The sequence below is a fragment of the Lysinibacillus parviboronicapiens genome (assembly GCF_003049605.2).
In the GTDB taxonomy this organism is placed as follows: Bacteria; Bacillota; Bacilli; order Bacillales_A; family Planococcaceae; genus Lysinibacillus; species Lysinibacillus parviboronicapiens.
The window spans coordinates 3,691,834-3,718,758 of record NZ_CP073713.1 but is presented as its reverse complement, the minus strand read 5'-3'; the positions used below and the strand labels follow the sequence as shown (position 1 = coordinate 3,718,758).

Genomic DNA, 26,925 nt, shown 5'->3' with positions numbered 1-26,925 from the left:
TAGACTGTAGTTACATGAAAATAATGTTGTAATTTTCTGAAAAGTGTAATACTATAATGTCTAAATGAAAGGACATTCAAAAATTGGGGGGATATAATGGAAGCTATTGTTGGAAAACTGAATGATATTCTATGGGGACCTTGGTTTATTTATGGTATTTTATTAATCGGACTATTTTTCTCAATTATAACGCGGTTCCTACAAGTTCGACACATTAAAGACATGTTTGTCTTAATGTTTAAAGGTGAAAAGTCTGATAAAGGGATATCATCTTTCCAGGCAATGTCAATTGCATTATCAGGTCGTGTAGGTACAGGTAATATTGCTGGTACTGCTACAGCAATCGGGATGGGGGGACCTGGAGCAGTATTTTGGATGTGGGCGATTGCTTTCATCGGTGCTGCCACTGCATATGTTGAGTCGACATTGGCACAGATTTATAAAGAAGAGAAAGAAACGGAATATCGTGGAGGGCCGGCCTTTTATATTGAAAAAGGAATGGGTCAAAAATGGTTTGCCATTATTTTTGCGATTGCTGCATTAATCGCAATGTTAATATTAATGCCAGGTGTGCAATCAAATGCGATTGCAGGTGCTGTTGAAAATGCATTTGGCATAGAAACGTGGATTACTGGACTTATTATTGTTGTGTTGTTAGGTGCAATTATTATCGGTGGGGTTAAATCGATTGCAAATGCTGCACAAGTAATTGTACCATTTATGGCGTTAGCTTATATTATTATGGCAATCATTATTATTGCTATGAATATCTCGGAAGTGCCTACTGTATTTGCATTAATTTTCTCAAGTGCTTTTGGTGCTCAGGAAGTCTTTGGTGGTATTATTGGCTCAGCCATTGCTTGGGGCGTTAAGCGCGGTATTTATTCAAATGAAGCTGGTCAGGGAACTGGAGCGCATCCAGCTGCTGCCGCAGAAGTTTCACATCCTGCTAAACAAGGTATTGTGCAAGCAGCTTCAGTGTACATTGATACATTACTAATTTGTTCAGCTACAGCATTTATGATTTTATTTACTGGTATGTATAATGTGCAAGATGAAAAGGTTGCTGAAGGTACTGATCCGTATATTCATATTGGTGAATTCAATCAAAATGGTTTATCTGGGGAAGAACAGATGACATTTGCGAAAAGTATAAAAGAAGGTGCTGCGTATACACAATACGCGGTTGAATCCTCACTACCAGGTTTTGGAGCACCGTTCGTAGCGATTGCTTTATTCTTCTTTGCATTTACAACAATTATGGCCTATTACTATATTGCAGAAACAAATGTGGCCTATTTATTCAAAGGTCAAACGGAAAAGATTTTTATTTGGTTAGCTAAGATTGCGATTTTAATAGCAGCCTTCTATGGTACCGTTCGAACATCCGATCTTGCATGGGCTATGGGGGATGTAGGTTTAGGTTTAATGGTATGGGTTAACGTTATTGCCATCTTAATCATTATGAAACCTGCTATTGTCGCATTAAAAGATTATGAGAAACAGAAAAAAGAAGGGAAAGACCCTGTCTTTGATCCTCGTAAACTAGGTATAAAAGGTGCAGATTTTTGGATAGACTACAACGAAAAACGTAAAAATAAATAAAAAAAAACGAGACTATGAAACTTTCATCATAGTCTCGTTTTTTTATCGGTAGGTAGCTCTTTCATTTTTTCTAATGCAATGATAAAGGGTGGATCATTTTGTTGGTTTAGAAATTCATATTTTAACACATGGACATTTTTTTGTGGTAAATGACTGACGTAGTCAATAACTGCATCGCGTTCTTCTTTGCCACCAGGATGACCATGGTAAATGACTAGGATAATAAGTCCGCCAATTTTTAGTAGTTGTAGTAAGTCTGTGATTGCTAAGATGGTCGTATTGGGTTTCGTAATGATATTGTGATCACTACCAGGTAAATAACCAAGATTAAAAATAGCCGCGGCTACTGGCTTCTGTACATGTTTTGCCACATGCTCGTGACCTGTATGTAAAACAAGAGCACGATGTTCTAATGCATTGTCTAGAAGTCGATGGAGTGTTGCATCGACAGCGCTTTTTTGCACATCAAAGGCAAATACTTGTCCGTTATCACCAACGAGCTGTGCTAAAAATAAAGTATCATGCCCATTGCCAGCAGTTGCGTCCACGACTGTATCCCCATCTTCAATCGCTTCTGTTAATAGTTGCTGGGCATATTGTAAAACACGTTGTAGCTTCATTTTACGACCTCAGTCTGAAAAAGTTTACCTTGCCAGCTTCCACGTCGTTCTAATTCCGCATCAATGCCGTTCAATACTTCCCATTTATTAACACTCCACATAGGCCCAATCATTAAATCGATTGGTCCATCACCTGTTATGCGATGTATGACCATATTTGGTGGCAATATTTCTAATTGATCTGCTACTAGCTTCGTATAAACATCCTGATCTAAAAATTTTAGCATTCCTTTTTCATATTGCTTTACCATTGGTGTACCTTTTAATAGATGAAGTAAATGAATTTTAATACCTTGGACATCGAGCTTTGCCACTTCACGAGCAGTTTCCATCATCATGTCATAGTCTTCCAGGGGAAGTCCGTTAATGATATGAGAGCAGACACGGATACCATGTTTGCGAAGCTTTTCTATGCCTTCTACATACGTTGCATAATCATGGGCGCGGTTAATAAGATTTGCCGTTTTTTCATGCACTGTTTGAAGACCGAGTTCAATCCATAAATACGTACGTTCGTTTAGCTCTGCTAAATATGCGACAATATCATCTGGTAGGCAGTCTGGACGAGTTGCAATTGATAGCCCAACTACACCTTCTTGTGCCAATGCAGCTTCAAATTTCTCTTTTAAAACTGCAAGGGGAGCATGGGTATTTGTGTAAGCTTGGAAGTAAGCCATGTATTTGCCATCCTTCCATTTTTGATGCATTTTGTCACGAATTTCAGCGAATTGCACATCGATTGCATCAACTTTGTTTCCTGCAAAATCACCAGAACCTGCTGCACTACAAAATGTACAGCCACCAAATGCGACTGTGCCATCACGATTCGGGCAGTCAAAACCTGCATCAAGCGCTACTTTAAATACTTTATGCCCAAATTGATCGCGTAAATAGCGATTCCATGTATAGTATCTTTTCCCTTCAGAAGGAAAAGGAAAGTTTGTTTCTGACATGTATTTCACTCCTCTAACACTATATATTATCACGTGCTTGCGCTTCCGTCATGAAGTAATGATTTTATTCTGCACAAGCAGTTGCTAACCGTTCACTTTAAAACAAAAATAGAGTAGGACAATTAGCCGATGTTTTAGTAACCGTAAGTAAGTAAATGAAAGAACAATAATAAGTTCCCTGATGCCTGAGATTACTTATAAGTGGACCGTATCGGTCAGTAATTTGTGAAGTGAAAATCCTATTACCAAGTAAGTTCACATATATGAAGGAAAGGTAAATTTATTTTCCTTGTACATTTTCATATTTCAGCATAAACTAACTATTTAGAGTAGCGAAATAACGGAGGACATGATATGCCAAAAAGTGTTTGGTTTCTAATTATCGGTATGCTTGTGAACACAACGGGCAACTCTTTTTTATGGCCTTTAAATGCCATATATATGCATGACTATTTAGGTAAGTCACTTGCAATGGCTGGCTTTGTATTGATGCTGAATTCAGCTGCGGGTGTGTTAGGCAATCTACTAGGTGGTTATTTATTTGATAGAATAGGTGGCTATAAGTCAATTATGTTAGGTATTTTATTGACGATTGTTTCCTTAATCGGACTAACCATTTGGCATGGATGGCCACATTATGTGTGGTTCTTAACGATTCTTGGTTTTAGTGGCGGTATTGTCTTCCCTGGGATGTTTGCATTAGCCGGAGCGGCTTGGCCTGAGGGAGGTCGCAAGGCGTTTAACTCGATTTACTTAGCACAAAATTTAGGTGTCGCAGTAGGTCCTGCCCTTGCAGGCATTGTCGCAGATTATAGATTTGACTACGTATTTATGGTAAATTTAGGGATGTATACTCTGTTTTTCTTTATTGCATTATTGACTTTTAAAGGGTTAGATGCGAGAAGCATTGCGCCTAAAAATGTAGTGAGTGAAAGTAAACGCATCATAAATAAAGCGCCATTCTATGCATTGTTAATACTTAGTTCATCATCTGTGTTATGTTGGCTTGCTTATTCACAATGGAGTGCGACTATTTCTTCCTATACGCAGGATTTAGGTCTTGGCTTAAAGCAATATAGTTTACTCTGGACGATTAATGGCTTACTTATTGTTTTAGCCCAACCATTAATCGCGCCATTGGTGAAGCGTTGGGAAGATAAATTAAAAACTCAATTAGTATTTGGAGTTATTCTGATTGCGATATCATTTGGGATTATTGCATTTGCGAGCGACTTTAAAATGTTTGCCGCTGCAATGGTTGTTTTAACATTCGGCGAAATATTCTATACGCCTGCCTTACCGACTATTGCCAATCTGCTTGCCCCAAAAGGGCGTCAAGGCTTCTATCAGGGCATTATTAATAGCGCAGCGACTGGCGGTCGTATGATTGGTCCTTTATTCGGTGGCATAATGGTTGATCAGTTCGGTATGATTGTGCTTGTATCGATTTTAGTCGTTATTGTGTTAATGGCCATTATCCCATGCCTACTGTATGATCGTCCGTTAAAAAGAAATCATATAATTATAGATTAAATATGAGAATCAGATATTAAGTGTGTGAAAAGTGTGCTAAAGCAGATTTTTCATACGCTTTTTTTATTTTGTAGTTGAAATCAATTGGGTTAAGGATTACAATCATACATATTCAAATATTTGAATATATAAACATGATAAGCCTAGTCACAAAGTACAGTCAGAATGGGGGGAACTACGTGGAAGAAGGTTTACAACAATTTAAAGCTGATTTTTTTAAAGCTTTAGCACATCCATTACGCATAAGGATTCTTGAATTATTGGTTGATGGTAAGAAAAGTGTGAATGAAATTCAAAGCTGTCTTGAGAAAGAAGGTTCAGCCGTTTCCCAACAGCTGAGTGTCTTGCGGACGAAGAATATTGTATATGGGACGAAAGAGGGTAAAAAAGTTTACTATTCTTTGAGTGATCCGATGATTATAGAATTACTAGACGTTGCAAAGAAAATTTTTAACAATCATTTAGTCAATACCATTTCAAGATTAGAAGAAATGACTGTCAGTGAAAATACGATGACATGATATAAGAGATTATCTTTTATCTCCTTGGAAAGTATCCTGAATTCTAATGAAAGGTAATCTTGCTAACTTGATTCGATGAATTAATTCGAAGGGAAGATTTACTATGAAGTCACAGTTTACAGGGCGGCTTGAAGGATATTCTGTTGGTCTTTTTAAAAAAGATTTACTGTCAGGCATTATTGTCGGTATTGTTGCCATCCCATTAGCAATGTCCTTCGCGATTGCGTCAGGTGTTAAACCTGAGTATGGTATTTATACAGCATGTATCGCAGGGATACTTATCTCGGTATTTGGAGGTTCGAAATATCAAATAGGGGGACCTACAGGCGCATTTGTCCCAATTCTGTTAGGTATCGTGCTCACTTATGGTTATGAAAAATTATTGATTGCCGGTTTGATGGCTGGCATTATGTTATGTTTAATGGGGACTTTTAAGTTAGGCACGCTCATAAAATTTATCCCACGGCCTGTAACTATCGGATTCACAGCTGGTATTGCAGTAATTATTTTTACAGGTCAAATTGCTAATTTTCTAGGTCTAACAGGTATTAAACGACACGAGTATTTTATTGCGAATATAAAAGAACTTGTCATGCATGTAGGCACGACAAATTATTATAGTATTTTAATAGCCATCATTAGTCTTGTAATAATTCTTGCAACACCAAAAATATTGCCAAAAGTACCAGGAGCTCTAGCTGGAATTGTTATTTCTACACTTATCGCAACATTGTTCTTCTCAGGACAAGTAGCGACAATTGCAACAGCCTATGGTGAAATTCCTAATACCTTACCAAAATTTTCGATTCCTGAAATTACATTCGAGCGTATTCAATTATTAATAGGACCTGCATTTGTCATTGCTATGCTTGGAGGGATTGAATCCCTATTATCGGCAGTCGTAGCGGATGGTATGACAAATAGTAAACATAACAGCAATCGGGAGCTTGTTGGACAAGGGATTGCTAATATTGTAACGCCTTTATTTGGAGGGATTCCTGCAACGGGTGCCATTGCTCGTACCGCTACCAATATTAAGACGGGTGCAGCTTCGCCGGTGTCAGGCATTATTCATGGGGTATTTGTGTTAGTGACACTATTGTTATTAGCCCCTTATGCTTCTCATATTCCATTGGCAAGTATGGCGCCTGTTTTAATGGTCGTTGCTTGGAATATGAGTGAACAGCGGCATTTTGCACATATTGTAAAATTGAAATCGGGAGATTCACTTGTTCTGCTTATTACATTTTTACTTACGGTTTTCACGAGTTTAACATTGGCTGTTGAAGTTGGTCTTGTTTTAGCGGTTGTATTATTTGCGAAGCGCATGAGTGAGAAGCTTGTAGTCTCGAAGGTTTTACCAGATCATTCTAAAACGAGTGGCAAGGTGCAACCGAATGTGGTCAATCAAAAACATGATTGTCCGCAAGTTAGTATTTACACAATTGAAGGGCCATTATTTTTCGGTGCAGCACAAACTTTTGAGCAAACGATTTTAAATTCACTTCATTATCATCCAAAAATTTTAATTTTACGAATGAGTAAAGTGCCCTTCATGGATTCTACAGGTGAATCTTATTTTAGCAATATAGTGGAAAGTTTCACAAATCGAGGTGGCACAGTGTTAATCACAGGTGTGCAAGCGGAATTAAAAGAGGCACTTCGGCGAAATGGCTTATATGAGAAAATTGGTGAAGAAAACTTCTATCCGCACACAGGAGATGCTATCAATAAAGCTCTAAGTTATTTGGATGAAACGCAATGTGTAGGGTGCAAGCATTTTGCGTTCCGTGAATGCACAGAACTATCGAAACCAGGGAAACCGGGGTGCCTGGCACACGAAAAATTCTGACAATTTACTACAATTAAAAAAAGCTCCGTATGAGGAAGGAACTGACCCCAAAAGTATAGACAAATAAAAAAAGCATCTTCGATTGAATTCGGGTTTAGATACCTAAACTTCAATTAGGAGGTGTTTTTTCTATGGGAACAAGAGTGAGTTATCCATACGAAGTAAAAATGAAGGCTATTGAGATGCGATTGGCTGGTATACCAACGAAGCAGGTTTTAATTGAATTAAATATAAGGCATAAAACACAAGTGGAAACATGGATGCGTTGGTATAGAAACGGAGAAATACACCGATTTGAACAACCTGTAGGTAAACAATATACCTTTGGTAAAGGTCCTGAATATGAGAATGAACAAACAAAATTAGTAATGGAGAACCGTTATTTAAAGCAACAAATTGAGGTTTTAAAAAAGTACGCAGAGTTGGAGAGGAAGTGGTTGGAGAAGTAGCTGTACAGTTAGTAGAGACGCTAAAAGAAACGTTGTGCGTGAAGGATATATGTGCACATTTAGGAATTGCACGATCTACCTACTATCGTTGGAAACAGGCATCTGCGGATGCAAGGTCTCGTCAGGCGATTGAACGACATATTGGAGAACTCTGTCGTGCGCATAAATTCCGATATGGTTATCGGAAAATTACTGCACTCTTACGCCAAGAAATACGCGTGAATCATAAAGTCGTGCAACGTATCATGCAAAAATATGGTTGGCAGTGTCGAGTAAAAGTAAAAAAACGGAAACAAACTGGACAACCCTACTATATCGCAGATAATTTATTGAACCGTAATTTTGAGGCAACTGCACCTTTACAAAAGCTCGTTACCGATATTACTTACTTGCCATTTGGTCAGAAACAATTGTATCTTTCAAGTATTCAAGATTTATATAATGGCGAGATTATCGCCTACTCGATTGGTGATTGCCAAGATACTGATTTTGTGTTGAATACCTTATCCCAACTAGGTACTTTACCCGATGGGTGTACACTACACAGTGACCAAGGTTCGGTGTACACGTCTTATCGATATCAACAGGCCGTAAAAGGGAAAGGCATTATCATGAGCATGTCCCGTAAAGGTACGCCCGCTGACAATGCCCCAATTGAATCATTTCATTCTGCATTAAAGTCTGAAACATTTTACTTAGACAATTTAAGGCGTACTACGACGGCAATCGTAGAACAAACTGTCAAAGACTATGTAAAGTATTATAACTATATCCGAATACAAGCGAAACTAAACAACCAGTCGCCGGTACAATATCGACAACTGGTTGGGTAAATGCTTTTTTGATCTCTGTCTTATATACAGGGGTCAGTCCCGAAAATCTCATCCGGAGTTTTTTGTGTTCAGTGCATCAATTGCTCGTTTTGTTCTTCCTCACAATAATGGCAATAGGCGTGTGAGTTTTGGGGTAAAAAGGTTTTTAGTAAAGTTGTATCAAGAAAAGAGTGGTGCGAGGGAATATTGTACTTGTAGTGCTGATAGGAACTGTATGGATAGTGTTCCATTTTTTCAACTATCGGCGTGTTTGTTGAGATGGGGTTGCGGTGAATGTAGCGACTTACGGTGAGCATGCCTATGGGGGAGGGAACAAGCTCTGCGAAATATCGACGCTCGTAAAGCTGACCAGTATATTGATATTTCTGTTTGAAGTATTCACTGTAACGGCGGTTAATAATAGCCATAACTTTCCCTAACGGCACTTCAGGGGAACGTATAAGCAGATGATAGTGCTTAGACATAATGCAATAAGCGACGATACTAAATGTATATTTTTGATGGGCATATTGCAGGACACGAAAAAACGCTTGGTAATCAGCAGAGTTACTAAAAATAATTTGGCGATTATTACCACGCATCACGACATGATTGTAATGATATGGGGACCACTGACGCTTTTTTCTAGCCATAAGACTTTCCCTCCTAAGTAGTTTTCTTTAGCATAAAAATGATGACCAGTCTCGTCAAATACACACATGCCTTAAAAATAACTAATATTTTCATTTTGATGACAGAAAAACACTGATAATTTTGAAATCCCTATAAAAATAACCATGAAAAAATTTTTTTGCTAATTGTTTGAGAATTGTGTGGGTGCCAGGCACCAAAAAGGAAAGCACTTGTGCTTTTTTGAACTTTCCATTAGAATAAATGCAATACATGTAAAGACAGTGATGAGGAATAGTAGATTTGGCGTTCTTTTTAGAGAGCTAGCGGGTGGTGGAAGCTAGTAAGAAAGCAAATTGAACTCGCCTGCTGAGTCTGCTCGCGTGAAATCCACGTGTGCCGTTCCTTCCGCGTTAAGGAAGCTTGAGCCGAGTGTGATCACTAATTTGGGTGGTACCGCGGGAGATACGAATTCTCTCGTCCCTTTCTAACGAAGAAAGGGGCGAGTTTTTTTATTTTTTAAATATTTTGTCAATTCTAACAGTAAGTAGCACCCCACATATAAAAGGAGGAAATCACTTGAGTTTTATTCATCAACAAATCGAAAAAAAATGGCAGCAATATTGGGCTGACAACAAAACATTTAAAACAGAAAATGAAACGGACAAACCGAAATTTTATGCATTAGACATGTTCCCGTATCCATCTGGTGCAGGTCTTCATGTAGGACATCCAGAAGGTTATACAGCAACAGATATCCTTTCGCGCTTCAAGCGTATGCAAGGCTACAATGTGTTACATCCAATGGGCTGGGATGCATTTGGATTACCAGCAGAACAATATGCACTAGATACTGGAAATGACCCAGCTGAATTTACGGCAAAAAATATTGCTACATTCAAGCGTCAAATTCAAGAATTAGGTTTTAGCTATGACTGGGATCGAGAGATTAACACAACAGATCCAGAATACTACAAATGGACACAATGGATTTTCATTCAACTGTATAAAAAAGGTTTAGCATATATAGATGAAGTCGCTGTAAACTGGTGCCCAGCATTAGGAACAGTCCTTGCGAACGAAGAAGTCATTGATGGGAAATCAGAGCGTGGTGGTCACCCAGTAGAACGTCGTCCAATGAAGCAATGGATGCTAAAAATTACTGCTTATGCGGATCGTTTAATCGATGATTTAGAAGATGTAGACTGGCCAGAATCAATCAAAGATATGCAACGTAACTGGATTGGCCGTTCAGAAGGTGCAGAAGTAACATTTGACATTAAGGGTACGGACAAAAACTTTACTGTCTTTACAACACGCCCAGATACATTATTTGGTGCAACTTACGCAGTACTTGCACCAGAACATAAATTAGTGGCGCAAATTACAACTGCTGATCAAAAACAAGCAGTTGAAACGTATCTAGATAAAGTAAAATTAAAATCCGACTTAGAGCGAACAGATTTAGCGAAAGAAAAAACAGGTGTCTTCACAGGCGCTTATGCAGTAAACCCCGTAAATGGCGAGAAAATGCCAATTTGGATTGCTGATTATGTTCTTGCTACTTACGGTACAGGCGCAATTATGGCAGTTCCTGCACATGATGAGCGTGACTATGAATTTGCCAAAGAATTTGGTTTAGATATTAAAGCAGTGCTTGAAGGTGGAGACATCGAAAATGAAGCGTTCACTGGCGATGGTAAACATATTAACTCTGGTTTCTTAGATGGTCTTGAAAAAGTGGAAGCAATCGCTAAAGCGATCGAATGGTTAGAGCAAAAAGGTGTGGGTGAGAAGAAAATTTCTTATCGTCTACGTGACTGGCTATTCTCCCGTCAACGTTATTGGGGTGAGCCGATTCCAATGATTCATTGGGAAGATGGTACAACGACTCCAGTACCAGAATCAGAATTACCATTAATGCTACCGAAAACAGATAATATTCGTCCTTCTGGTACAGGTGAATCACCACTGGCTAATATTACAGATTGGGTCAATGTTGTAGATCCTGAAACAGGCAAGAAGGGACGTCGCGAAACGAATACAATGCCACAATGGGCAGGTTCAAGTTGGTACTTCCTGCGCTATATCGATCCGAACAATACGGAAGCAATTGCAGATCCAGAGTTACTAAAACGCTGGTTACCGGTTGATATATATATCGGTGGAGCGGAACATGCGGTACTGCATTTACTTTACGCACGCTTCTGGCATAAAGTTCTATACGATTTAGGCGTAGTACACACGAAAGAACCATTCCAAAAGCTATTCAACCAAGGGATGATTCTTGGAGAAGGTAACGAAAAAATGTCTAAATCAAAAGGCAATGTTGTGAACCCAGATGAAATCATTGCCTCTCATGGTGCAGATACATTGCGTCTCTATGAAATGTTCATGGGTCCTCTTGAGGCTTCTGTTGCATGGTCAACGAATGGCTTAGACGGTGCTCGTCGTTTCTTAGATCGCATTTGGCGTCTATTTGTCAATGAAGAAGAAGGTACGTTATCAGAGAAAATTCAAGTGTCAAAAGATAAGTCCCTTGAAAAATCATTCCACCAAACAGTGAAAAAAGTGACAGAAGACTATGAAGGTATTCGCTTTAATACGGCTATTTCACAAATGATGGTATTCATTAATGATTGCTATAAAGCTGATGTAGTGCCAACAGCTTACGCACAAGGCTTTGTGAAGATGCTTGCACCAATCGTGCCTCACGTTGCAGAAGAATTATGGCAATTGCTTGGACACGAAGGGTCAATTTCGTACGAAGAATGGCCAGCATATGATGAATCCAAATTAGTGGATGACGAAGTAGAAGTGGCTGTCCAAGTAGCAGGTAAAGTACGTGCGAAAATTATTGTCGCAAAAGATGCTTCCAAAGAAGATATTGAAAAGGTAGCATTAGCAGACGACAAAGTACAGGAATATATGGCGGGCAAAACTTTAGTAAAAGTAATTGTGATTCCAGGTAAGCTTGTGAACATCGTTGTAAAATAAATAATTTGTGGAGAACCGAGTAATATGCTTATGATAAGCACATTACTCGGTTCTTTTTTTATTGATGTAGTTTTAGGAAAGATTCATATGGGCATGAAGTTAAGAATAGGTAAAATATATTCCATCTTTTATTGTTATAGTAAAGAAATGTTTCTTTTTAATAAGGGAATTCACAGTTATCCCGCAGATCGTTTCAACTAGAGAATGTTAGCCGCTAGAAGGACCTAGTCATTAGTCATTACATCACTCAAATAGGAGAATGCTTATCGATATTTAGAAAAAGTGTCCAGTATTTGGGCACTTTTTTCTCTATACTGAAACCAAGTGAAGATTCCTGACGACTATAGAGAGAACGGGAAAAGGAGGTGTTTGTTTGAGTGAGCAATTGGCAGCCATTATGGATGAACACGGTGAATATTGTCTCCGAGTCGCTTATTTGTACGTAAAAGACTGGGCGATTGCAGAAGAAATTGTACAGGATGTGTTTCTCGCCTATTATCGTCAACAGCATTGCTTTGAACAAAGAGCTTCGCTAAAAACATATTTAGTGAAAATTACTGTACATAAAAGTCATGATCATTTACGCAGTTGGAAAAATAAACGATATCTGTTATTTGAAAAGATCCATATTAGGGCAAGTAAACGTACGCCAGAAACGGATTTAATTGAAGCTGATGAGCGAATAACTTTAAAAACAGCTCTGTTTGAGCTACCGATTGTTTATAGAGAAGTGCTAGTTCTTTATTATTACCAGGAACTAAAAGTGGGTGACATAGCAGATGTGCTTGCTTGTAGTGAAAATACAGTAAAAACAAGGTTACGCCGTGCAAGACACAGACTACAAGGAAAACTCGAACAAAGCGATTGGGAGGTGCTAGAAGATGACATCTTTTAAGGACAAATTAAATCGTGAACTTGGTGAAGATGCTCTTTTTTCACAGCAGTTAAAAGAGAGCATATTACAACAAACGAAGAAACCATCTAGAAAAAAGGTGCATTGGCAGTATTCTGTTGTGCTATTTGCAACGTTATCTATTTTAGTTCTCTCCATACTCGCTGGACCTTGGACAAAAACCGATGAACGACAGACAATTGCCCAACTAGACGAAGTGATGAAGGAACAGCCCTCAATTAAGAAATTTACAGTCACCAATAATAACGATCGATGGACGTTCGCGGCACAGAAGTATGCATGGAATGTCCTACAAGATAACTTTGAAGCTAAACGAGATAAACAGCTACTGCAAGAACTGTTAGATCATGCTCGTTTAGGGGTAGGGGAGATGAGCAGTCAAGGTAGTTACCAGGATATTTATATAGAATTCAAGGATGGTCAGATACTACAGCTAAAATTAAAAGCCTATGAAACGGGGCTTGGCTTTATCGATATGCAGACAAATATATTTTATGTTGTAGAGGGTGAAGCGGCCAAAAATATCCTAGCATTGATAGCAAATGATTTAGGTATCAAGCCAAAGGTGAAAGTACTAGTTATTTTCATGCTATCGCTTGCCACAGTAGAGTATGTAACGCGGAGAAAGTTAGGGAGTAAAAGGAAAGATCGTTATGCAAGTCAGATGCATAAAATAGTGGAACGAATTTTTTCTGTAGTGGTGTTTTTCGTAATCTATCTGCTGATGGTGTCGGAGTGGTTACTATATAAGCCAGTTATTTTAGTAATGCTAACCTTCACCATGATGATGAGTATATCCATTAATCATCTATTTGGCTATCGCTTAACAGAGCATCTGCTGTCTATAGTTGTTTGGCTTATCAGTATCTTAATTATTATAATGATAATAATTTAGCACTTGTACAGAAGTAGCTGTAAGTTAAATCATTACATCGCGTGCTCTTTCCATAATCGCTAAGACTGGTATGTATTTATTCTTTTAGTTCATCTAAAGTTCATTTTCTTCTTTTACAATTGCAAATGTAAAGAATATAGAGGAGTGAACAAGATGAAAAAATTTGCAGAGAAAAAACGTTGGTTGGCTATTTTATTTACATGGTTACTTGTGATGATTGTGTTGTCAGCTGTTGCACCAGGGGCAAAAGAAGTGACTTCACCTAGTAAAAATGCAGGCTTGCCAGACAATGCTTTATCCATTCAAGCCCAACAAATGGTAAAGAATTATTATCCTGCATCACAAGGTTTACCATTATTTGTTGTGTTGCATGATGAGCAGGGCTTTGACAATGCTACTATTAAGGAGTATATGACAAAGGTAGAAGCAGTGATGGCTACATCCAATTACGATTTAGCGGTCGTGCCATTATCACAAATGCCAGAGCAAGCATGGACATCATTTGTTGCTGAAGATAAAACAACATTCTTTATGCCAATTGTTTTCCCAGAAGGAAATGAAACGAAGGCAGTCAAAAAAGAATTAGATATCTTAAAAGAAAAAACTGCCGAAGCAATTCCTACTGTGGATGCATTCTTTACAGGGCCAACTGGTATTGTAGCAGATACGTATGAGATGTTCTCTAAAGCGGATGTTGTTCTTATTTTAGGAACGGTAGCTGTCATTTTGGTATTGCTCATTGTAATTTATCGTTCGCCATTACTTTCATTAATTCCATTAATCGGAGCAGGTATTACGTATGTGATTGTAGATAAAGTACTCGGATTGATGGGGAAAGCCGAGGTATTTCCGATTGATAGTCAGGCACTTTCAATCATGATGATTTTACTGTTTGCTGTAATTACTGATTATTCGTTACTGATTTTCGCTCGCTTCCGTGAAGAATTAGAAAAAGGCTTAACTACGAATGAAGCGATGAAAAATGCGGTGAAATTTGTAACAGAGCCGATAGTATTTAGTGGTGGTACAGTGATGCTGGGAATGCTGACACTATTCTTTGCAGTGTATGAATCCTATCGAAATTTTGCACCCGTATTTGCAGTTGCGGTGCTTATTATTTTAGTGGCTGGCTTAACGTTAATCCCTGCATTATTTGCTATAGCTGGAGACAAGGCCTTTTGGCCATTCAATCCCCGCAAACGTAAAGTAAATGTAGAAAAAGAGGGCTTTTGGCATCGGGTAGCACGTGTTGTTACTAATAAGCCGCTTCTCGCCATGGTACCCGTGCTAGTGATATTACTTATTTTTACCTATCAAGTGAAGCATATTACGTATACATTTAATTTACTCGATTCATTCCCAAGCGAAATGTCATCAGTACAGGGATTTAAGCAACTAGAAAAAGCTTTTTCTCCAGGGGAAATTGCGCCCACAACGGCAATTATTGACGCCAAAGCAGATTTAACAGAGGCACAAATTACAGATATTATGAGCGCTTTAGAAAAGCAAGAAGGTATTGAAAAAGTGACAGCGCAAGGTCATGTGATTGCCGAAAAGGATGCCAGCATTGTAAAATTAAACGTTATACTAGATGAAAATCCATATTCGGAATCGGCCTACGATCATATAGAGCAAATCCGTGCCCATGCAGATACCATTTTAGCTCATGCAAAAATTGAGGGTGATTTGCATGTAGCTGGTGAAACAGCGCAGCAAGCTGATATTCGTGCAGTCAGTCAAGGAGATGAGTGGCGTGTAGCTGTTATCATGACGATCTTAATTACAGTGATGCTTGGTATCCAAACACGGTCACTACTTGCACCGCTTTATATGATAGCGACCATTTTATTATCATTCGGTGCTGCACTAGGAATTATGGTGTTCTTTTTCCAGGACTTACTTGGTTACACAGGCGTGAGCTATCGTATTCCACTCTATACATTTGTCTTTATCGTCGCTCTTGGTGTGGATTATTCCATCATGCTTATGTCTCGTATTCGTGAGGAAAAACGTCACTTGCCAATCAAGGAAGCGGTTCTAGAAGGTGTGGGGAAAACTGGTAGTGTTATTTCGTCCGCTGGTTTGCTATTAGCTGCAACATTCGCGGTTTTAATGACACAACCAGTAATGGAATTACGAGCATTTGGTTTTGCAGTATTTGTAGGGGTATTAGTTGATACATTCCTTGTTCGTCCAATCATTATTCCAGCCATTATTGTGTTATTAGGAAAGTGGAGTTTCTGGCCCAAAAAATTGAACGAGTAAAGTGTTGAATAAATGATCATTAGGCATACAGATGCAATCGTTAATAAATGCTAACATGCCTCACTGAAAGAAAGAAGTTGTCTCAAAACATGTTTGATTCATTGATTTTTCGTCCCAGATTCTGAGCGTAATAGAATCAGTAGGCGGTACAAGTTGATTGGCGTGGAAGGCGTGACACTTCCGCAACAGACACAGCACGTGCGGAAAATTCAGTTTTGCGGAGACCCTTCGCAAATAATTAGTTGGAGCGGTGCCTGGAACGGATTTCAACGGTTTCTTACTAGTATTCTAAAAGAAAAAGACTGTAGACAAACTTTAAAGAAATTTGAGTTTGTCTACAATCTGAAAGATGCCTCTTTTAAGAGAACATCTCTTTTTTGTTTCGCTCCATTCTTCTTACTAATAGCATTCACTTTTTCTTCTATTATGTGTGATAGTTAAAAAAAGTATATAAAGAATAGGGAGAATTATTGTCATGATTACGATGCCTTGCCATTGATAAAATCCCCATATTGGACTAAGTAACGAACTTCCACAAGTGACACCAATATAATAAGAAACGAGATATAAGCTAGAAGCACTTCCCTTTTGATGGGTTGCACTACGGCTAACAGTTGCTGACGTTAATGCATGGGCTGTAAAGAAACCCAAACAAGCAAGGCATAAACCAACAATAATGATGAAAAGTGAATGGCTTAGTGTTAGCGCAATACCACTAACTAGTAGGAGCACACCAATAGTTCGTATGCTGTTAATTCCTATTTTTTCTGCGATAGCACTAGCGATTGGCGAACCGACAATGCCTAAACTATAGGCTAAAAAAATGAAAGAAATCGTTTTTAATGAAAGAGAGAAGGGTGGTTCTGTTAAATGAAACGGAATAAATGTCCACATTCCTGTAAATGATATTTGTAAAATAATCCCTAATCCAAATAATATCAGCAGATTTGGGTTTTTTAGATGAATCCAAAAACCGTGTACATCTGTTTTTATGGATCGACAATGTTGTACAAAATGCTTAGATTTGGGAAGTGCTAGCCAAACGATTATAAAAATGATGAAACCAAGAAGGGCAAGTGAAAGAAACGCTGTTTCCCAAGAATAACGCTCTGTCACTGAGCCCATGACTAAGCGACCGATTGTTCCACCAAGTGCATTACTTGAAATATAAAGGGATGTGGCTAGCCCCATCGATTGACTATCAATCTCTTCACTAATATAAGCGAGTGCCGCTGCTGGTACACCAGCAATGGCAAAGCCCTGTATAAATCGCCAAACAACAATATGAAAGAAAGAGTCGCTAAATGCCATAAAAAGAAAAGGAATCACTGTGAGAATGAGCGCAACCTTAATGAACAGTAAACGCCCGTGTCGATCAGATAAAAAGCCGAATACCAATAAGCCTATAATGACAGACAATGTTGTCATCGACATCGCCAAACTTGCATAAGAAGCGGATATATTAAATTGTACAGTAAAGAAGGGGAGCAAAGGCTGAACCGAATACATCGAAGCAAAGACGAATACGGATGCAAGACCTAAGCTCATGACGATAACCCAAAATTGCCTATCCTTAATTGAATAACCCTTTTTGAATGTGTTCATCAGAACATCCTTATTTCATTTGCTCTGGTAACCACAGTGATAGTTGTGGCAGCAAGACAACAATAGCTAAGAACACAATCATTAAGACGATAAACGGAATGACCCCTTTGACAACTTCACCAAGCTTTTCTTTGGCAATCCCACTAACAACGAAGAGATTTAGACCAACTGGTGGTGTAATCATCCCAAGCTCCATGTTAATCGTCATAATAATAGCAAAGTGAATAAGGTTGATATCGAAATGTACAAGGATTGGTAATAAGATTGGTAATGTTATTAAAATAATTGAAACTGCTTCTAAGAACATCCCCATAACAAAGAATAAAATATTAACAATAATCATGAAAATCCATTTGTTCATATCACTTTCTGCAATCCAAGCACCAACTTGCTGTGGAACTTGGGCATTTGTTAAATACAAACCGAATAAGGAAGCGGCACCGATTATTAAGAAAATCATGGCTGTGATATTAATAGATTCTACTAGTACTTCTCGGAAGTCTTTTAGTTTCATTTCGCGATAGATGAAAAGTGAAACAATTAAACCATAAAATACGGCGATGACTGCGGATTCAGTTGGTGTTACAACACCAGAATAAATAGTACCTAAAATAAGGAAAGGTAAGAAGCCGCCCCAAATTGCTTTTAGGGACTTCCGCCAACGCACCTCCCAAGTTGCAGGCTCATCTCCCTTAAAGCCATTTCTTTTTGCGTAGAAGATGGCTGCAATGATTAAGATGCCAGTTAATGCAAGACCAGGAATAACGCCAGCCATGAATAATTCACCGATGGATTGTTCAGATGTAATACCATAGATGATTAAAGGGACACTTGGTGGAATTAAAATACCTAGCGTACCACCAGCAGCAACAAGACCCATCGAGTAACGTTTTTTATAACCTGCTGAAATCATTGCAGGAATCATTATAGAGCCGATGGCTGCAGCTGTCGCCGGGGAAGAACCCGAAATGGCAGCAAAGATTGCACAGGCAACGATAGTTACTACTGCAAGCCCTCCAGGAAGGTGACCAATCCAAGCACGTAATGCTTCGATTAAATATTTTGAAATACCACCACGCGCCATTAGCACCCCAGCAAGAACAAACCCTGGAATCGCCATCATCGGGAATGAATCAAGTGCAGTGAAAATTCGTTGTGGAATCATGTTCATATTAAAATCAATTTGGAAGAATACAAGAATAGTTGATAGTGCTAAACTGACTGCTACAGGTACGCGTAAGAAAAGTAAAATAAAGAAACTAAGTAAGAGGATTAGCATATTCTTCATCCTTTCCACGTAGAATATTGACTAATCTTTCTACGAATCTTAGTAAGAATAAAATACCTGAAATAGGTAGTACTAAGTAGACAACCCACATTGGAATGCCAATATCAAGTGACACCATGCCAGATGTATAACGGTTCTCTACTAGAACAAAGCCATAATACGTATAGATTAAGCAGAACAGGATACTTAAGCCTGTTGCGACTATGTCTAGAATTCGCTTCATCGAAGGTTTTAGTTGATCGTATAAAATGTCTACTTGAATATGTTGATTGTGGCGCAGTGCTAGGCCAAACCCTAGAAAAGTGCCCCAAATGATTGTATATCGAGCGAGTTCTTCTACCCAAGCTTGAGGTTCGTTGAACAAGTAACGCATGATTACGCCAAAAAAAATGAGTACTATACCAGTGACAAAAAAGAAACCAGCAAGAATCTCTTCTAAATAACCCCATGCTTTATGTAAAGCTTTCATTCTAATGCCTCCTTAAGATTGTCCATTTGATTTTTATCATTCAATAACAAAAGTACAAAACTGCAGTTAATATCGACATTTGTACTTACGGGCCGGTAACTTCCTTACTTCCTACAGATGTTGCTCCGATTAACACAATGTTTTAGCTGGAAATTTTATCACCCGCTAGTATGGAGTAAGTGTAAGCGATTTACCTATTAGAAAAAGAGTGAGTGTCGATACCATATCGACACTCAAATTTGAAGAACTATTTTAAATCACGAATACCGTTGATTAATTCTTCCGTAATAACTTCACCGAATTCTTTATAAACTGGCTCAAGTTCAGCCTTGATTTTCTCTTTTTGTTCCGGTGTTAACTCAATAACTTCAATGCCAGAGTTTTTAATGTTTTCATATGATTTTGCGTTTTCTTCAGAAGCTAAATCCCAAGCTAAAGTTGTTGCTTCCGTTAAAGAATCTTCAACTGCCGTTAGTAAGTCAGTAGGAATTTTATCCCAAAATGACTTATTTACAAAAATCGCATAGTCAAGACGACCATGTTCAGATACTGAGAAGTATTTTTGTACTTCTTGATATTTTTGTGTATCGAAGTTGTTAAATGTATTTTCTTGTCCATCTACAGTTCCTTGTTGTAACGCAGCATACGTTTCACCGAATGCGATTGTTGCTGAGCCGGCATGTAAAGCCTTGAATTGTGCCTCTAGCACTTTACCAGCCTGAGCACGGAATTTTAGCCCTTTAAAGTCTGCAACATTAACAAGTGGGTGTTTGTTATTTGAGAAATGTTTGAAACCATTTTCCCAGAAAACTAAACCTTTAATATCGTTATTTGCTAATTGATCGGATTCAAGAATTGTTTTGGCAACATCAGATTCAAAGAATTTACGTGCATGCGCTTCGTTTTCAAAAAGATAAGGCATGTCCACATATTGCCAACGTGGATCGATTTTCACCATTTTTGTAACTGACGGTGCAATCATATGTACGTTTCCAGATACTAACGCATCTAGCTCATCGTTATCGCCATATAATTGAGATGAAGGGTAAACTTCCACTTTCACTTTACCATCTGTTTTCTCTGTTACTAATTTAGCAAAAGCATCCGCAGCTTTCCCCTTAACGCTGTCAATGGATGTTACGTGAGAGAATTTAATGACAAGCGGTTTATCTTTTGTATAGCCGCCATCTCCTTCAGCTGCTGGAGCAGAAGTTGTTTCTTTTTTGTCACCACCACAAGCAGCAAGCGCTAGTACAAGCACAGCCATTAGTGACATGAAAATCCATTTTTTCATTGCAAAATCCCCCTAAAAAGTTTTAATTATAGTTAAAAGGACAACCTTTAAACTCAAGTTAATGATGTGATTGATTTTTAGGTAGTGCGTTAATATATTTGCTGTCATACTTTCCTGCATAGTAGTCATAAACAGGTTCAAAAGCTGACGCCCATTTTTGCACGTCCTGATTAGATAAGTAGTGAATATTAATGCATTCACAAGCTTCCATTTCTTGCAGACGTTCATCACTAAGATTCTTTGCAAGTTGCCACTCCCATTGTTGTACTTCTTCTAGCGTGTCAATGAGCAGTGTTTGTACAACCTTTGGTAAGGAGTCCCAAAACTCGTTATTCATAAGTAGTAAATAACCTAAGTAACCGTGATTACTAACCGTTAAGTAGTCCTGTAAAGAGTGAAGATTTTTACTAGTGATATTCGTGAATGTGTTTTCCTGACCATCGACATTGCCTTTTTGCAGCTGATTAAAAACGGTATTAAAATCAATCCTCTTTGGATAAGCATCAACACTGGAAAATTGCTCTGCTAAAATATCACTTGGCATAATACGCATCCGTAAATCTTTTAAGTCGCTAATATGTTCGATGGGCCGGATACTATTGCTTAGCTGCTTAAATCCGCTATCCCAAACTCCGACAGATAATAGATTATGTACGTTTAATTTCTTCATTAAAGATTGACCAACGTCACTATCTACATAGCTATGAACTTCATCAGCATTTTTAAATGCATATGGTAAATCCATAACTGACCACTCTGGTACAAGTGTTGTAATTTTAGAAATAGCGGGTGCAATCATTTGAATATCGCCGCGCAATAGTGCGTTTAATTCTTCTCCATCCTTATAGAGAACTCCGTTTGGAAACACTTGAATTTCTACATGGCCATTACTTCGTTCTTTAATGAGTTCAGCAAACTTTATTGCTGCCATTCCTTTTGGCGTATTTTCACCGACAACATGCGAAAATCGAATAACAATTTGTTCTTCATGACTTAATTGCTCATTATCAGCTGGATAATCACGTTGTTGACATGAAACTAACAGCATTATTATTAAAATGAGAACGCTAACAAAATGGATTTTACTACGATTACTCCACATATAATTCACCCCTAATCTATTTAAGATGTGAACGTTCTTCATTGTAGTATATCTATTCAAATAAACAATATTATGGTATTAATGGACATTTTGGTTTTTATGGTATACAACAATTTACTATTTTAAAAAACTGTTATAACACAGTTGGGCTAGCTATTAGTTAGCCCTCATGAATTTTTTGCTGTAAAAAAGTAAAGAATCTGCGACATTTCTTTGGGAAAAAAGCAGGGAAGACCCCGTGACGCTGGAGCGCCTACTGAGGCTTGTAGCTTATCCGTGGAAACGAACAGATTCTTGTTATTTCTATTGCTAATGCTTGAAGGACAATTGGTCACCTAGACAAATTATTTAATAGAATAGTATTTTGTTGGTCTACCTACTGAACCATATTTTAATTCAATATTCACAGTACCCTTTGTGGCTAAAAAGTCTAAGTATTTACGAACTGTTACTCTGGCCATTCCGACATTTTGAGCAAGTTGTTCAGAAGTAATCGAAGCTCTATGTGCCATTAGATAATCTAATATTTGTTGCATCGTAATATTGTTTAAGCCTTTTGGTAATTCAAAAGATTCCTGCTGAATACCCAGCAATTTATCGATATCCTCTTGGTTTACAGCATGCGTATTTAGTAACTTTTTTGTAGAGTTTTTATATTGTTGCAATGCTTTTTCAAAGCGTTCAAAACGGAAAGGTTTAATAAGGTAATCGATTGCACCAAGTCGGAGAGATTCTTGTACCGTTGGTGAGTCTCTAGCTGCTGTAATCATAATAATATCTGATGGAATACGCTCTGCACGAAGCTTTAGAAATAATTCCATGCCTGTCATATCTGGTAAAAACATATCGAGTAATATCAGATTTGGCTTTTTTGAAATAATTTTTTCATAAGCATCACGTCCATTGACTGATTCACCTACAAGCTGAAAACCATTTATTTTATTCAGAAATCCTTTATTCACTTCAAGCACCATTGGATCATCTTCTACGATAAAAACTGAAAGATTACTCATTTTCTTCAGCCACCCCCACTATAATAGTAATTACTGTACCAATATGGGCAGTAGATTCGACTTGGATCGTTCCTTTGTTAGATTCCACAATTTGTTTAACAAGTGCAAGTCCAATACCATGCCCTTCTTTTTTCTTCGTACTAAAGCCGTAATCAAAAATACGTTGTGGCAAACCTTCAATGCCTTTCCCACTGTCCTGTACTTCTATATATAAATGGTGCTTATCACCGATTATCGTTATATGAACATCCTTATGAGTACTTTCGAGACAGGCCTCCATTGCATTGTCCAAGAGATTACCAATGATTGTTACCATATCGCCACTTGAAAAGCCACTCATAAAATCAACAAGGTTAGAATCCTCATCAATTGTTAACTCTACACTGAGTTCTTTAGACCTCGAATATTTGCCAAGCAATAAACCTTGAATGGAATAGTCGTGTATTTTGTCATGTAAGCTACGAATGATTTCCTCTTCATCTGTTATTTCATCAATAATGAGACTTAAAGCATCTTCATTACGTTCGAGCTGAATTAGTCCAGCAATACTATGGAGTCGATTCATGTATTCATGCTGCTGTGCACGTAAAGAATCAACGAGGATTTTAATGCCAGTTAACTCTTCGGCTAACATATTAGCTTCTTTTCGATCTGTGAGCATAATGAGATAGCCTGCATTTTGCTCCAAAATACGAATTGGGAATGTGCGTACTAAATACATTTGTTCGAATATTAGGAGAGGGCGGTATACTTCGTGTTGCTGAATAGTATCCTCTGCAAGCCATGTATCTTTAAATAAAGTTTTACGGGTAACCTTCTGGCCAAAGAAATGCGTGTACTGCCTTGCTAATCTGTTAATAAACGTGACATTTCCACTTTCGTCAGTTGCTAATATCCCAATATCCATTGCTTGAATAATGCCGGAGCGTTCTTCCACAAGCCGAGCGATTTCATAAGGTTCTAAGTTAAATGTTTGGCGTTTTAAATGATTGGCTACCCAAACAGAACCCCCTAATCCTATCGCTAAACCCCAAAAAAGAGAGACTAAAATATCAAGTTGATATTCATCTAGCAGGTTATACCATTTTGGAGCAAGTAGGCCAACTGTAATGACACCAACTTGTTTTGTGCCTTCTTCATTCATAATCGGTACGAACGCACGAATGGAGTAACCCAGTACGCCGCGCGCCTTTGATATGTATTCATGCTGCGAAAAGGCTTCTATTTCGTCCCCACCTTCAAATACTGTACCGAGCTTACTCTCAGACGGATGTGAGTAACGAATTCGATTCATATCGATGATAACAATATAATCGACATCAGTTGTTAAGCGAATACGTTCAGCAATCGGCTGAATGATTTCAAAACCTTCGCGTTTCCCCACATTATTTTGAACCTCTGTTAGTTGTGAGACGGTTCTCGCGATAGCGATTGCACGTGCACCAAATTCTTTTTCAAAAGCACCGGCAAGATTATGAATCATAATTGCCCCACTGGTGGCAATCGAAGAGATGACTATAATGAACGAAAAGATAAACATCTTTAGGCGTAATGAAATATTTTTCATGGGAATGTAAAAGGAAAAGCAAGATAGCCTTCCTTCTATTAAATTCAACACCTCTTTTCCTCTTTACTTGCTATTGGAGTTAAACTAGGAACTTCATTCTATTATAAATTACCATAAATGAATAGCTTGTTGTAATACAATATCGGCTATTTTGTACTTATTTCACTTGTGTACTATAACAATTGTTACTTTAATAGTCTTATTGGAAAGGTTTATAGATATCGGTATATTATGTTTTATTTACAAGGAATTAACAAACATTGCATGTTAGAAAAATATATATTTGAATAATAAAAAATAATATGCATTTTAGTAAGAAGGGTAAAATATACAAAAGATTATTTTTATATTTTTACTATTTCATACATTAAAAGGAATTATTTAATGTTTATAAGCTTTTATTGAATCTTTTTGCGCAAAGAAATTTTGCTTATTAAAGTTTTTAAATTTCTCTTTCATTCTCAAAATTTCTGGATGATGAATAATGACAGCTTTCTTTAAAAAGGAGATTTTATATATATCACTGCTAAAAGGAAATAATAGAGCATGAAAAGAATGGCAGTGATATGTGAAAATATGCACAAATTTAATTATGTCAAAATAATTTATATATATTTGGATAATAGAGTAGAAAAATAATATTAGCTAAAAAATGTTGTGGAATTCGTTCTATAAACGGCTTTTTACTTAGGCGCTGTAAGGATTGAGGGATGAAAAATATATAGATTTTTTCAAAAAACTTTTTGGAGAAATAATATTTTTTAGAAAAACATCTTGCATTTGAATAATTCTAAGTGGTAAATTGTTTTACATGGAAGTTCATAAAATCTTCACAGGTAGCAAAAGAGGGGAGAAATGAGAATTTATGAATAAAAATAGATGGTTAATTGCATTATCTGCAATCGCTATTCACCTTTCGATCGGTGGAGCTTATGCATACAGTGTATACAAGCTACCAATCGTCACAGAAATGGGATGGAGCGAAACGAAAGTAACAGTTGCCTTTACCATTATGATGGGGCTTGCTGGTTTTTCAGCAGCGTTATTTGGTAGCTTAGTAGAAAAAATGGGTCCACGTAAATCAGCTATGGTAGCAGCAGTGTTATTTGGGGCAGGACAAGCTGGAGCAGGTGTCGCTATTTCAATGGATTCTGTAACATTGTACTGGTTAACATATGGTTTACTTAGTGGATTAGGTATGGGTATTGGTTATATTGCGCCTGTATCAACATTAGTAAAATGGTTCCCAGACCGTCGTGGTCTAGCAACAGGTATGGCTGTGTTAGGGTTTGGATCAGGTGCACTTATTACAGCACCAGTCGCAGCAAACTTAATGGAAGCAGTTGGCATTTCGACAACTTACTTTATTTTAGGAGCAAGTTACTTCACGTTAATGATTTTAGGGGCTTTATATATCGCACCACCGAAACCTGGTTATATGCCTGCCAACATGAAAGCAGCAGTTGAAAAGGGCAAAGGTGTGGTGAAACAAGATTTAGCTGTCATGACAGCACGAGAAGCAGTGAAAACGAAGCATTTCTGGATGCTATGGTCAATGCATTTAGTGAATGTAACTGCAGGTATTATGATGATTTCTGTTGCATCTCCGATGGCACAGGAAATTGTTGGTTTATCAGTTGCGGGTGCCGCAGCAATGGTAGGAGTTATGGGGTTATTTAATGGTGGCGGCCGTTTAATTTGGGCTGCTGTGTCTGACTATATTGGTCGTTCGAATGTCTTTGTTATTTTCTTTACGGCACAATTAATTACATTTATTGTGTTACCACATACGACAAACGTTATTATTTTCCAAGCACTTATTTTCTTAGTTGTTAGTTGTTATGGTGGTGGCTTCTCTAACTTACCAGCATTCGCAAGTGATTTGTTTGGTACGAAACAACTGGGGGTTATACACGGTTACTTATTAACAACATGGTCATTAGGTGGGATCTTTGGTCCACTTCTAGTGAGCACAATTAAAAATGCGTATGGAAGTTACATTCCAGTATTCTATGTATTTGCAGGTTTAATTGCAATTTCATTCATTATTTCACTTACTTTACGTGCAGATGTACGCAAACGTACAGCCTTAAAAGCTGCATCACAAAATGTTGGAGACGTCTCCGCTACACAATAATTAATACTTTCAATTCGCATTTGAACGTATAGACCGTATTAGTGTCATTTCGCACATGACGCTGATGCGGTTTTTTTTGTAGCAGTTGTTATACAACACTTGATTAATCTTCGTCTAACATATAACAGTGACTGATTGATGTCAACAACATTATGGAAAATAAAGTGATTTCGTTACTAAAAGAGAAATTTTGCTACGATATTATTGTGAACGTAGCAATACAGAGAAAAGTAATGGGAAAGTATAAGGTGTTAACATAAATGGGGTCCATTCATGGCCTACTCTAAGAAGTAAATATCCATCCAGATACGTTTGAAGCAAAGGTATGCCGAGGCTTAGTAATTATTTTGGCTGACTGATGCCTTAAAGGTTGAATCTTTTCAACAGGTTGAACGTATATAGAGT

The 26,925-nt window shown here is 37.8% G+C and carries 20 protein-coding genes and 1 other annotated feature; of the genes, 10 read left to right on the top strand and 10 right to left on the bottom strand.

The features are described 5' to 3' along the window. Window positions 1-96: 96 nt before the first annotated feature. Complete coding sequence (locus C9J31_RS17905; protein WP_107923330.1) at window positions 97-1,605, top strand: alanine/glycine:cation symporter family protein; 1,509 nt, start codon at window positions 97-99, stop codon at window positions 1,603-1,605. 26 nt (window positions 1,606-1,631) lie between these two features. On the opposite strand, the gene mnmM is transcribed toward C9J31_RS17905, so the two are convergent. Next, entirely contained in the window at window positions 1,632-2,225 is a 594-nt protein-coding gene (gene mnmM / locus C9J31_RS17900; RefSeq protein ID WP_107951515.1) for a tRNA 5-(aminomethyl)-2-thiouridylate-methyltransferase MnmM, read from the bottom strand. Next, complete coding sequence (gene mnmL / locus C9J31_RS17895) at window positions 2,222-3,178, bottom strand: tRNA modification radical SAM protein MnmL/YtqA (RefSeq protein WP_107951516.1); 957 nt, start codon at window positions 3,176-3,178, stop codon at window positions 2,222-2,224. The genes mnmM and mnmL overlap by 4 nt, the downstream gene beginning before the upstream one ends. A 354-nt stretch (window positions 3,179-3,532) precedes the next feature. On the opposite strand from mnmL, the gene C9J31_RS17890 reads away from it, so the two are divergent. The 4 genes from C9J31_RS17890 to C9J31_RS17875 all read left to right on the top strand — a co-directional run bounded on the left by C9J31_RS17890 (window position 3,533) and on the right by C9J31_RS17875 (window position 8,366). Beyond that, window positions 3,533-4,711, top strand: coding sequence for an MDR family MFS transporter (locus C9J31_RS17890; RefSeq protein WP_107951517.1), 1,179 nt, complete (start codon window positions 3,533-3,535; stop codon window positions 4,709-4,711). Between the two features lie 134 nt (window positions 4,712-4,845). After that, window positions 4,846-5,232 carry an ArsR/SmtB family transcription factor gene (locus C9J31_RS17885; protein WP_420798453.1) on the top strand — a complete coding sequence of 129 codons (387 nt, stop codon included), beginning with the start codon at window positions 4,846-4,848 and terminating at the stop codon, window positions 5,230-5,232. Window positions 5,233-5,335: 103 nt separating this feature from the next. After that, on the top strand, window positions 5,336-7,084 hold the full coding sequence (locus tag C9J31_RS17880) for a SulP family inorganic anion transporter (RefSeq protein WP_107951518.1): 1,749 nt from the start codon (window positions 5,336-5,338) through the stop codon (window positions 7,082-7,084). 131 nt (window positions 7,085-7,215) lie between these two features. Beyond that, window positions 7,216-8,366, top strand: a protein-coding gene (locus tag C9J31_RS17875; protein ID WP_211634924.1) for an IS3 family transposase whose coding sequence is annotated in 2 segments (ribosomal slippage) — window positions 7,216-7,489 and window positions 7,489-8,366 — 1,152 coding nt in all. Because the reading frame shifts where the segments join, the coding sequence is not laid out codon by codon here. A gap of 68 nt (window positions 8,367-8,434) precedes the next feature. Here C9J31_RS17875 and C9J31_RS17870 read toward each other — a convergent pair. Then, window positions 8,435-8,998, bottom strand: a complete 564-nt coding sequence (locus C9J31_RS17870) for a transposase (protein ID WP_107951316.1) — start codon at window positions 8,996-8,998, stop codon at window positions 8,435-8,437. Between the two features lie 252 nt (window positions 8,999-9,250). After that, window positions 9,251-9,463, top strand: a binding site (T-box leader). Between the two features lie 91 nt (window positions 9,464-9,554). On the opposite strand from C9J31_RS17870, the gene leuS reads away from it, so the two are divergent. From leuS to C9J31_RS17850, 4 genes are all read left to right on the top strand, one after another. Further along, a complete protein-coding gene (gene leuS, locus C9J31_RS17865; RefSeq protein ID WP_107951315.1) occupies window positions 9,555-11,972 on the top strand; it encodes a leucine--tRNA ligase in 2,418 nt (805 codons plus the stop codon). A 373-nt stretch (window positions 11,973-12,345) separates the two neighbouring features. Beyond that, window positions 12,346-12,867: a sigma-70 family RNA polymerase sigma factor gene (locus tag C9J31_RS17860; protein ID WP_107951314.1), complete on the top strand. Its 522-nt coding sequence runs from the start codon at window positions 12,346-12,348 to the stop codon at window positions 12,865-12,867. Beyond that, complete coding sequence (locus tag C9J31_RS17855) at window positions 12,854-13,780, top strand: hypothetical protein (protein ID WP_107951313.1); 927 nt, start codon at window positions 12,854-12,856, stop codon at window positions 13,778-13,780. The genes C9J31_RS17860 and C9J31_RS17855 overlap by 14 nt, the downstream gene beginning before the upstream one ends. Before the next feature lie 153 nt (window positions 13,781-13,933). Continuing rightward, on the top strand, window positions 13,934-16,045 hold the full coding sequence (locus C9J31_RS17850; protein ID WP_107951312.1) for an MMPL family transporter: 2,112 nt from the start codon (window positions 13,934-13,936) through the stop codon (window positions 16,043-16,045). 399 nt (window positions 16,046-16,444) lie between these two features. Here C9J31_RS17850 and C9J31_RS17845 read toward each other — a convergent pair whose 3' ends face one another. The 7 genes from C9J31_RS17845 to C9J31_RS17815 form a co-directional block, all read right to left on the bottom strand. Beyond that, entirely contained in the window at window positions 16,445-17,650 is a 1,206-nt protein-coding gene (locus C9J31_RS17845) for an MFS transporter (RefSeq protein WP_107951310.1), read from the bottom strand. A 10-nt stretch (window positions 17,651-17,660) separates the two neighbouring features. Then, window positions 17,661-18,929 carry a TRAP transporter large permease gene (locus C9J31_RS17840; protein ID WP_107951309.1) on the bottom strand — a complete coding sequence of 423 codons (1,269 nt, stop codon included), beginning with the start codon at window positions 18,927-18,929 and terminating at the stop codon, window positions 17,661-17,663. Then, the gene (locus C9J31_RS17835; RefSeq protein ID WP_107951308.1) at window positions 18,910-19,407 is read right to left on the bottom strand and encodes a TRAP transporter small permease; all 498 of its coding nucleotides are present in this window, start codon (window positions 19,405-19,407) and stop codon (window positions 18,910-18,912) included. Before C9J31_RS17835 ends, C9J31_RS17840 begins: the two co-directional genes overlap by 20 nt. Before the next feature lie 247 nt (window positions 19,408-19,654). After that, window positions 19,655-20,701, bottom strand: coding sequence for a DctP family TRAP transporter solute-binding subunit (locus C9J31_RS17830; protein ID WP_107923344.1), 1,047 nt, complete (start codon window positions 20,699-20,701; stop codon window positions 19,655-19,657). 58 nt (window positions 20,702-20,759) lie between these two features. After that, window positions 20,760-21,803 (bottom strand): DctP family TRAP transporter solute-binding subunit, encoded by a 1,044-nt coding sequence (locus C9J31_RS17825; protein ID WP_107951307.1) that lies wholly within the window; start codon window positions 21,801-21,803, stop codon window positions 20,760-20,762. 344 nt (window positions 21,804-22,147) lie between these two features. Beyond that, window positions 22,148-22,816, bottom strand: coding sequence for a response regulator (locus tag C9J31_RS17820; RefSeq protein WP_107951306.1), 669 nt, complete (start codon window positions 22,814-22,816; stop codon window positions 22,148-22,150). Continuing rightward, entirely contained in the window at window positions 22,809-24,299 is a 1,491-nt protein-coding gene (locus C9J31_RS17815; protein ID WP_107951317.1) for an ATP-binding protein, read from the bottom strand. Before C9J31_RS17815 ends, C9J31_RS17820 begins: the two co-directional genes overlap by 8 nt. A gap of 949 nt (window positions 24,300-25,248) precedes the next feature. On the opposite strand from C9J31_RS17815, the gene C9J31_RS17810 reads away from it, so the two are divergent. After that, entirely contained in the window at window positions 25,249-26,520 is a 1,272-nt protein-coding gene (locus tag C9J31_RS17810) for an L-lactate MFS transporter (protein WP_107923346.1), read from the top strand. The last annotated feature ends 405 nt before the right edge of the window (window positions 26,521-26,925 follow it).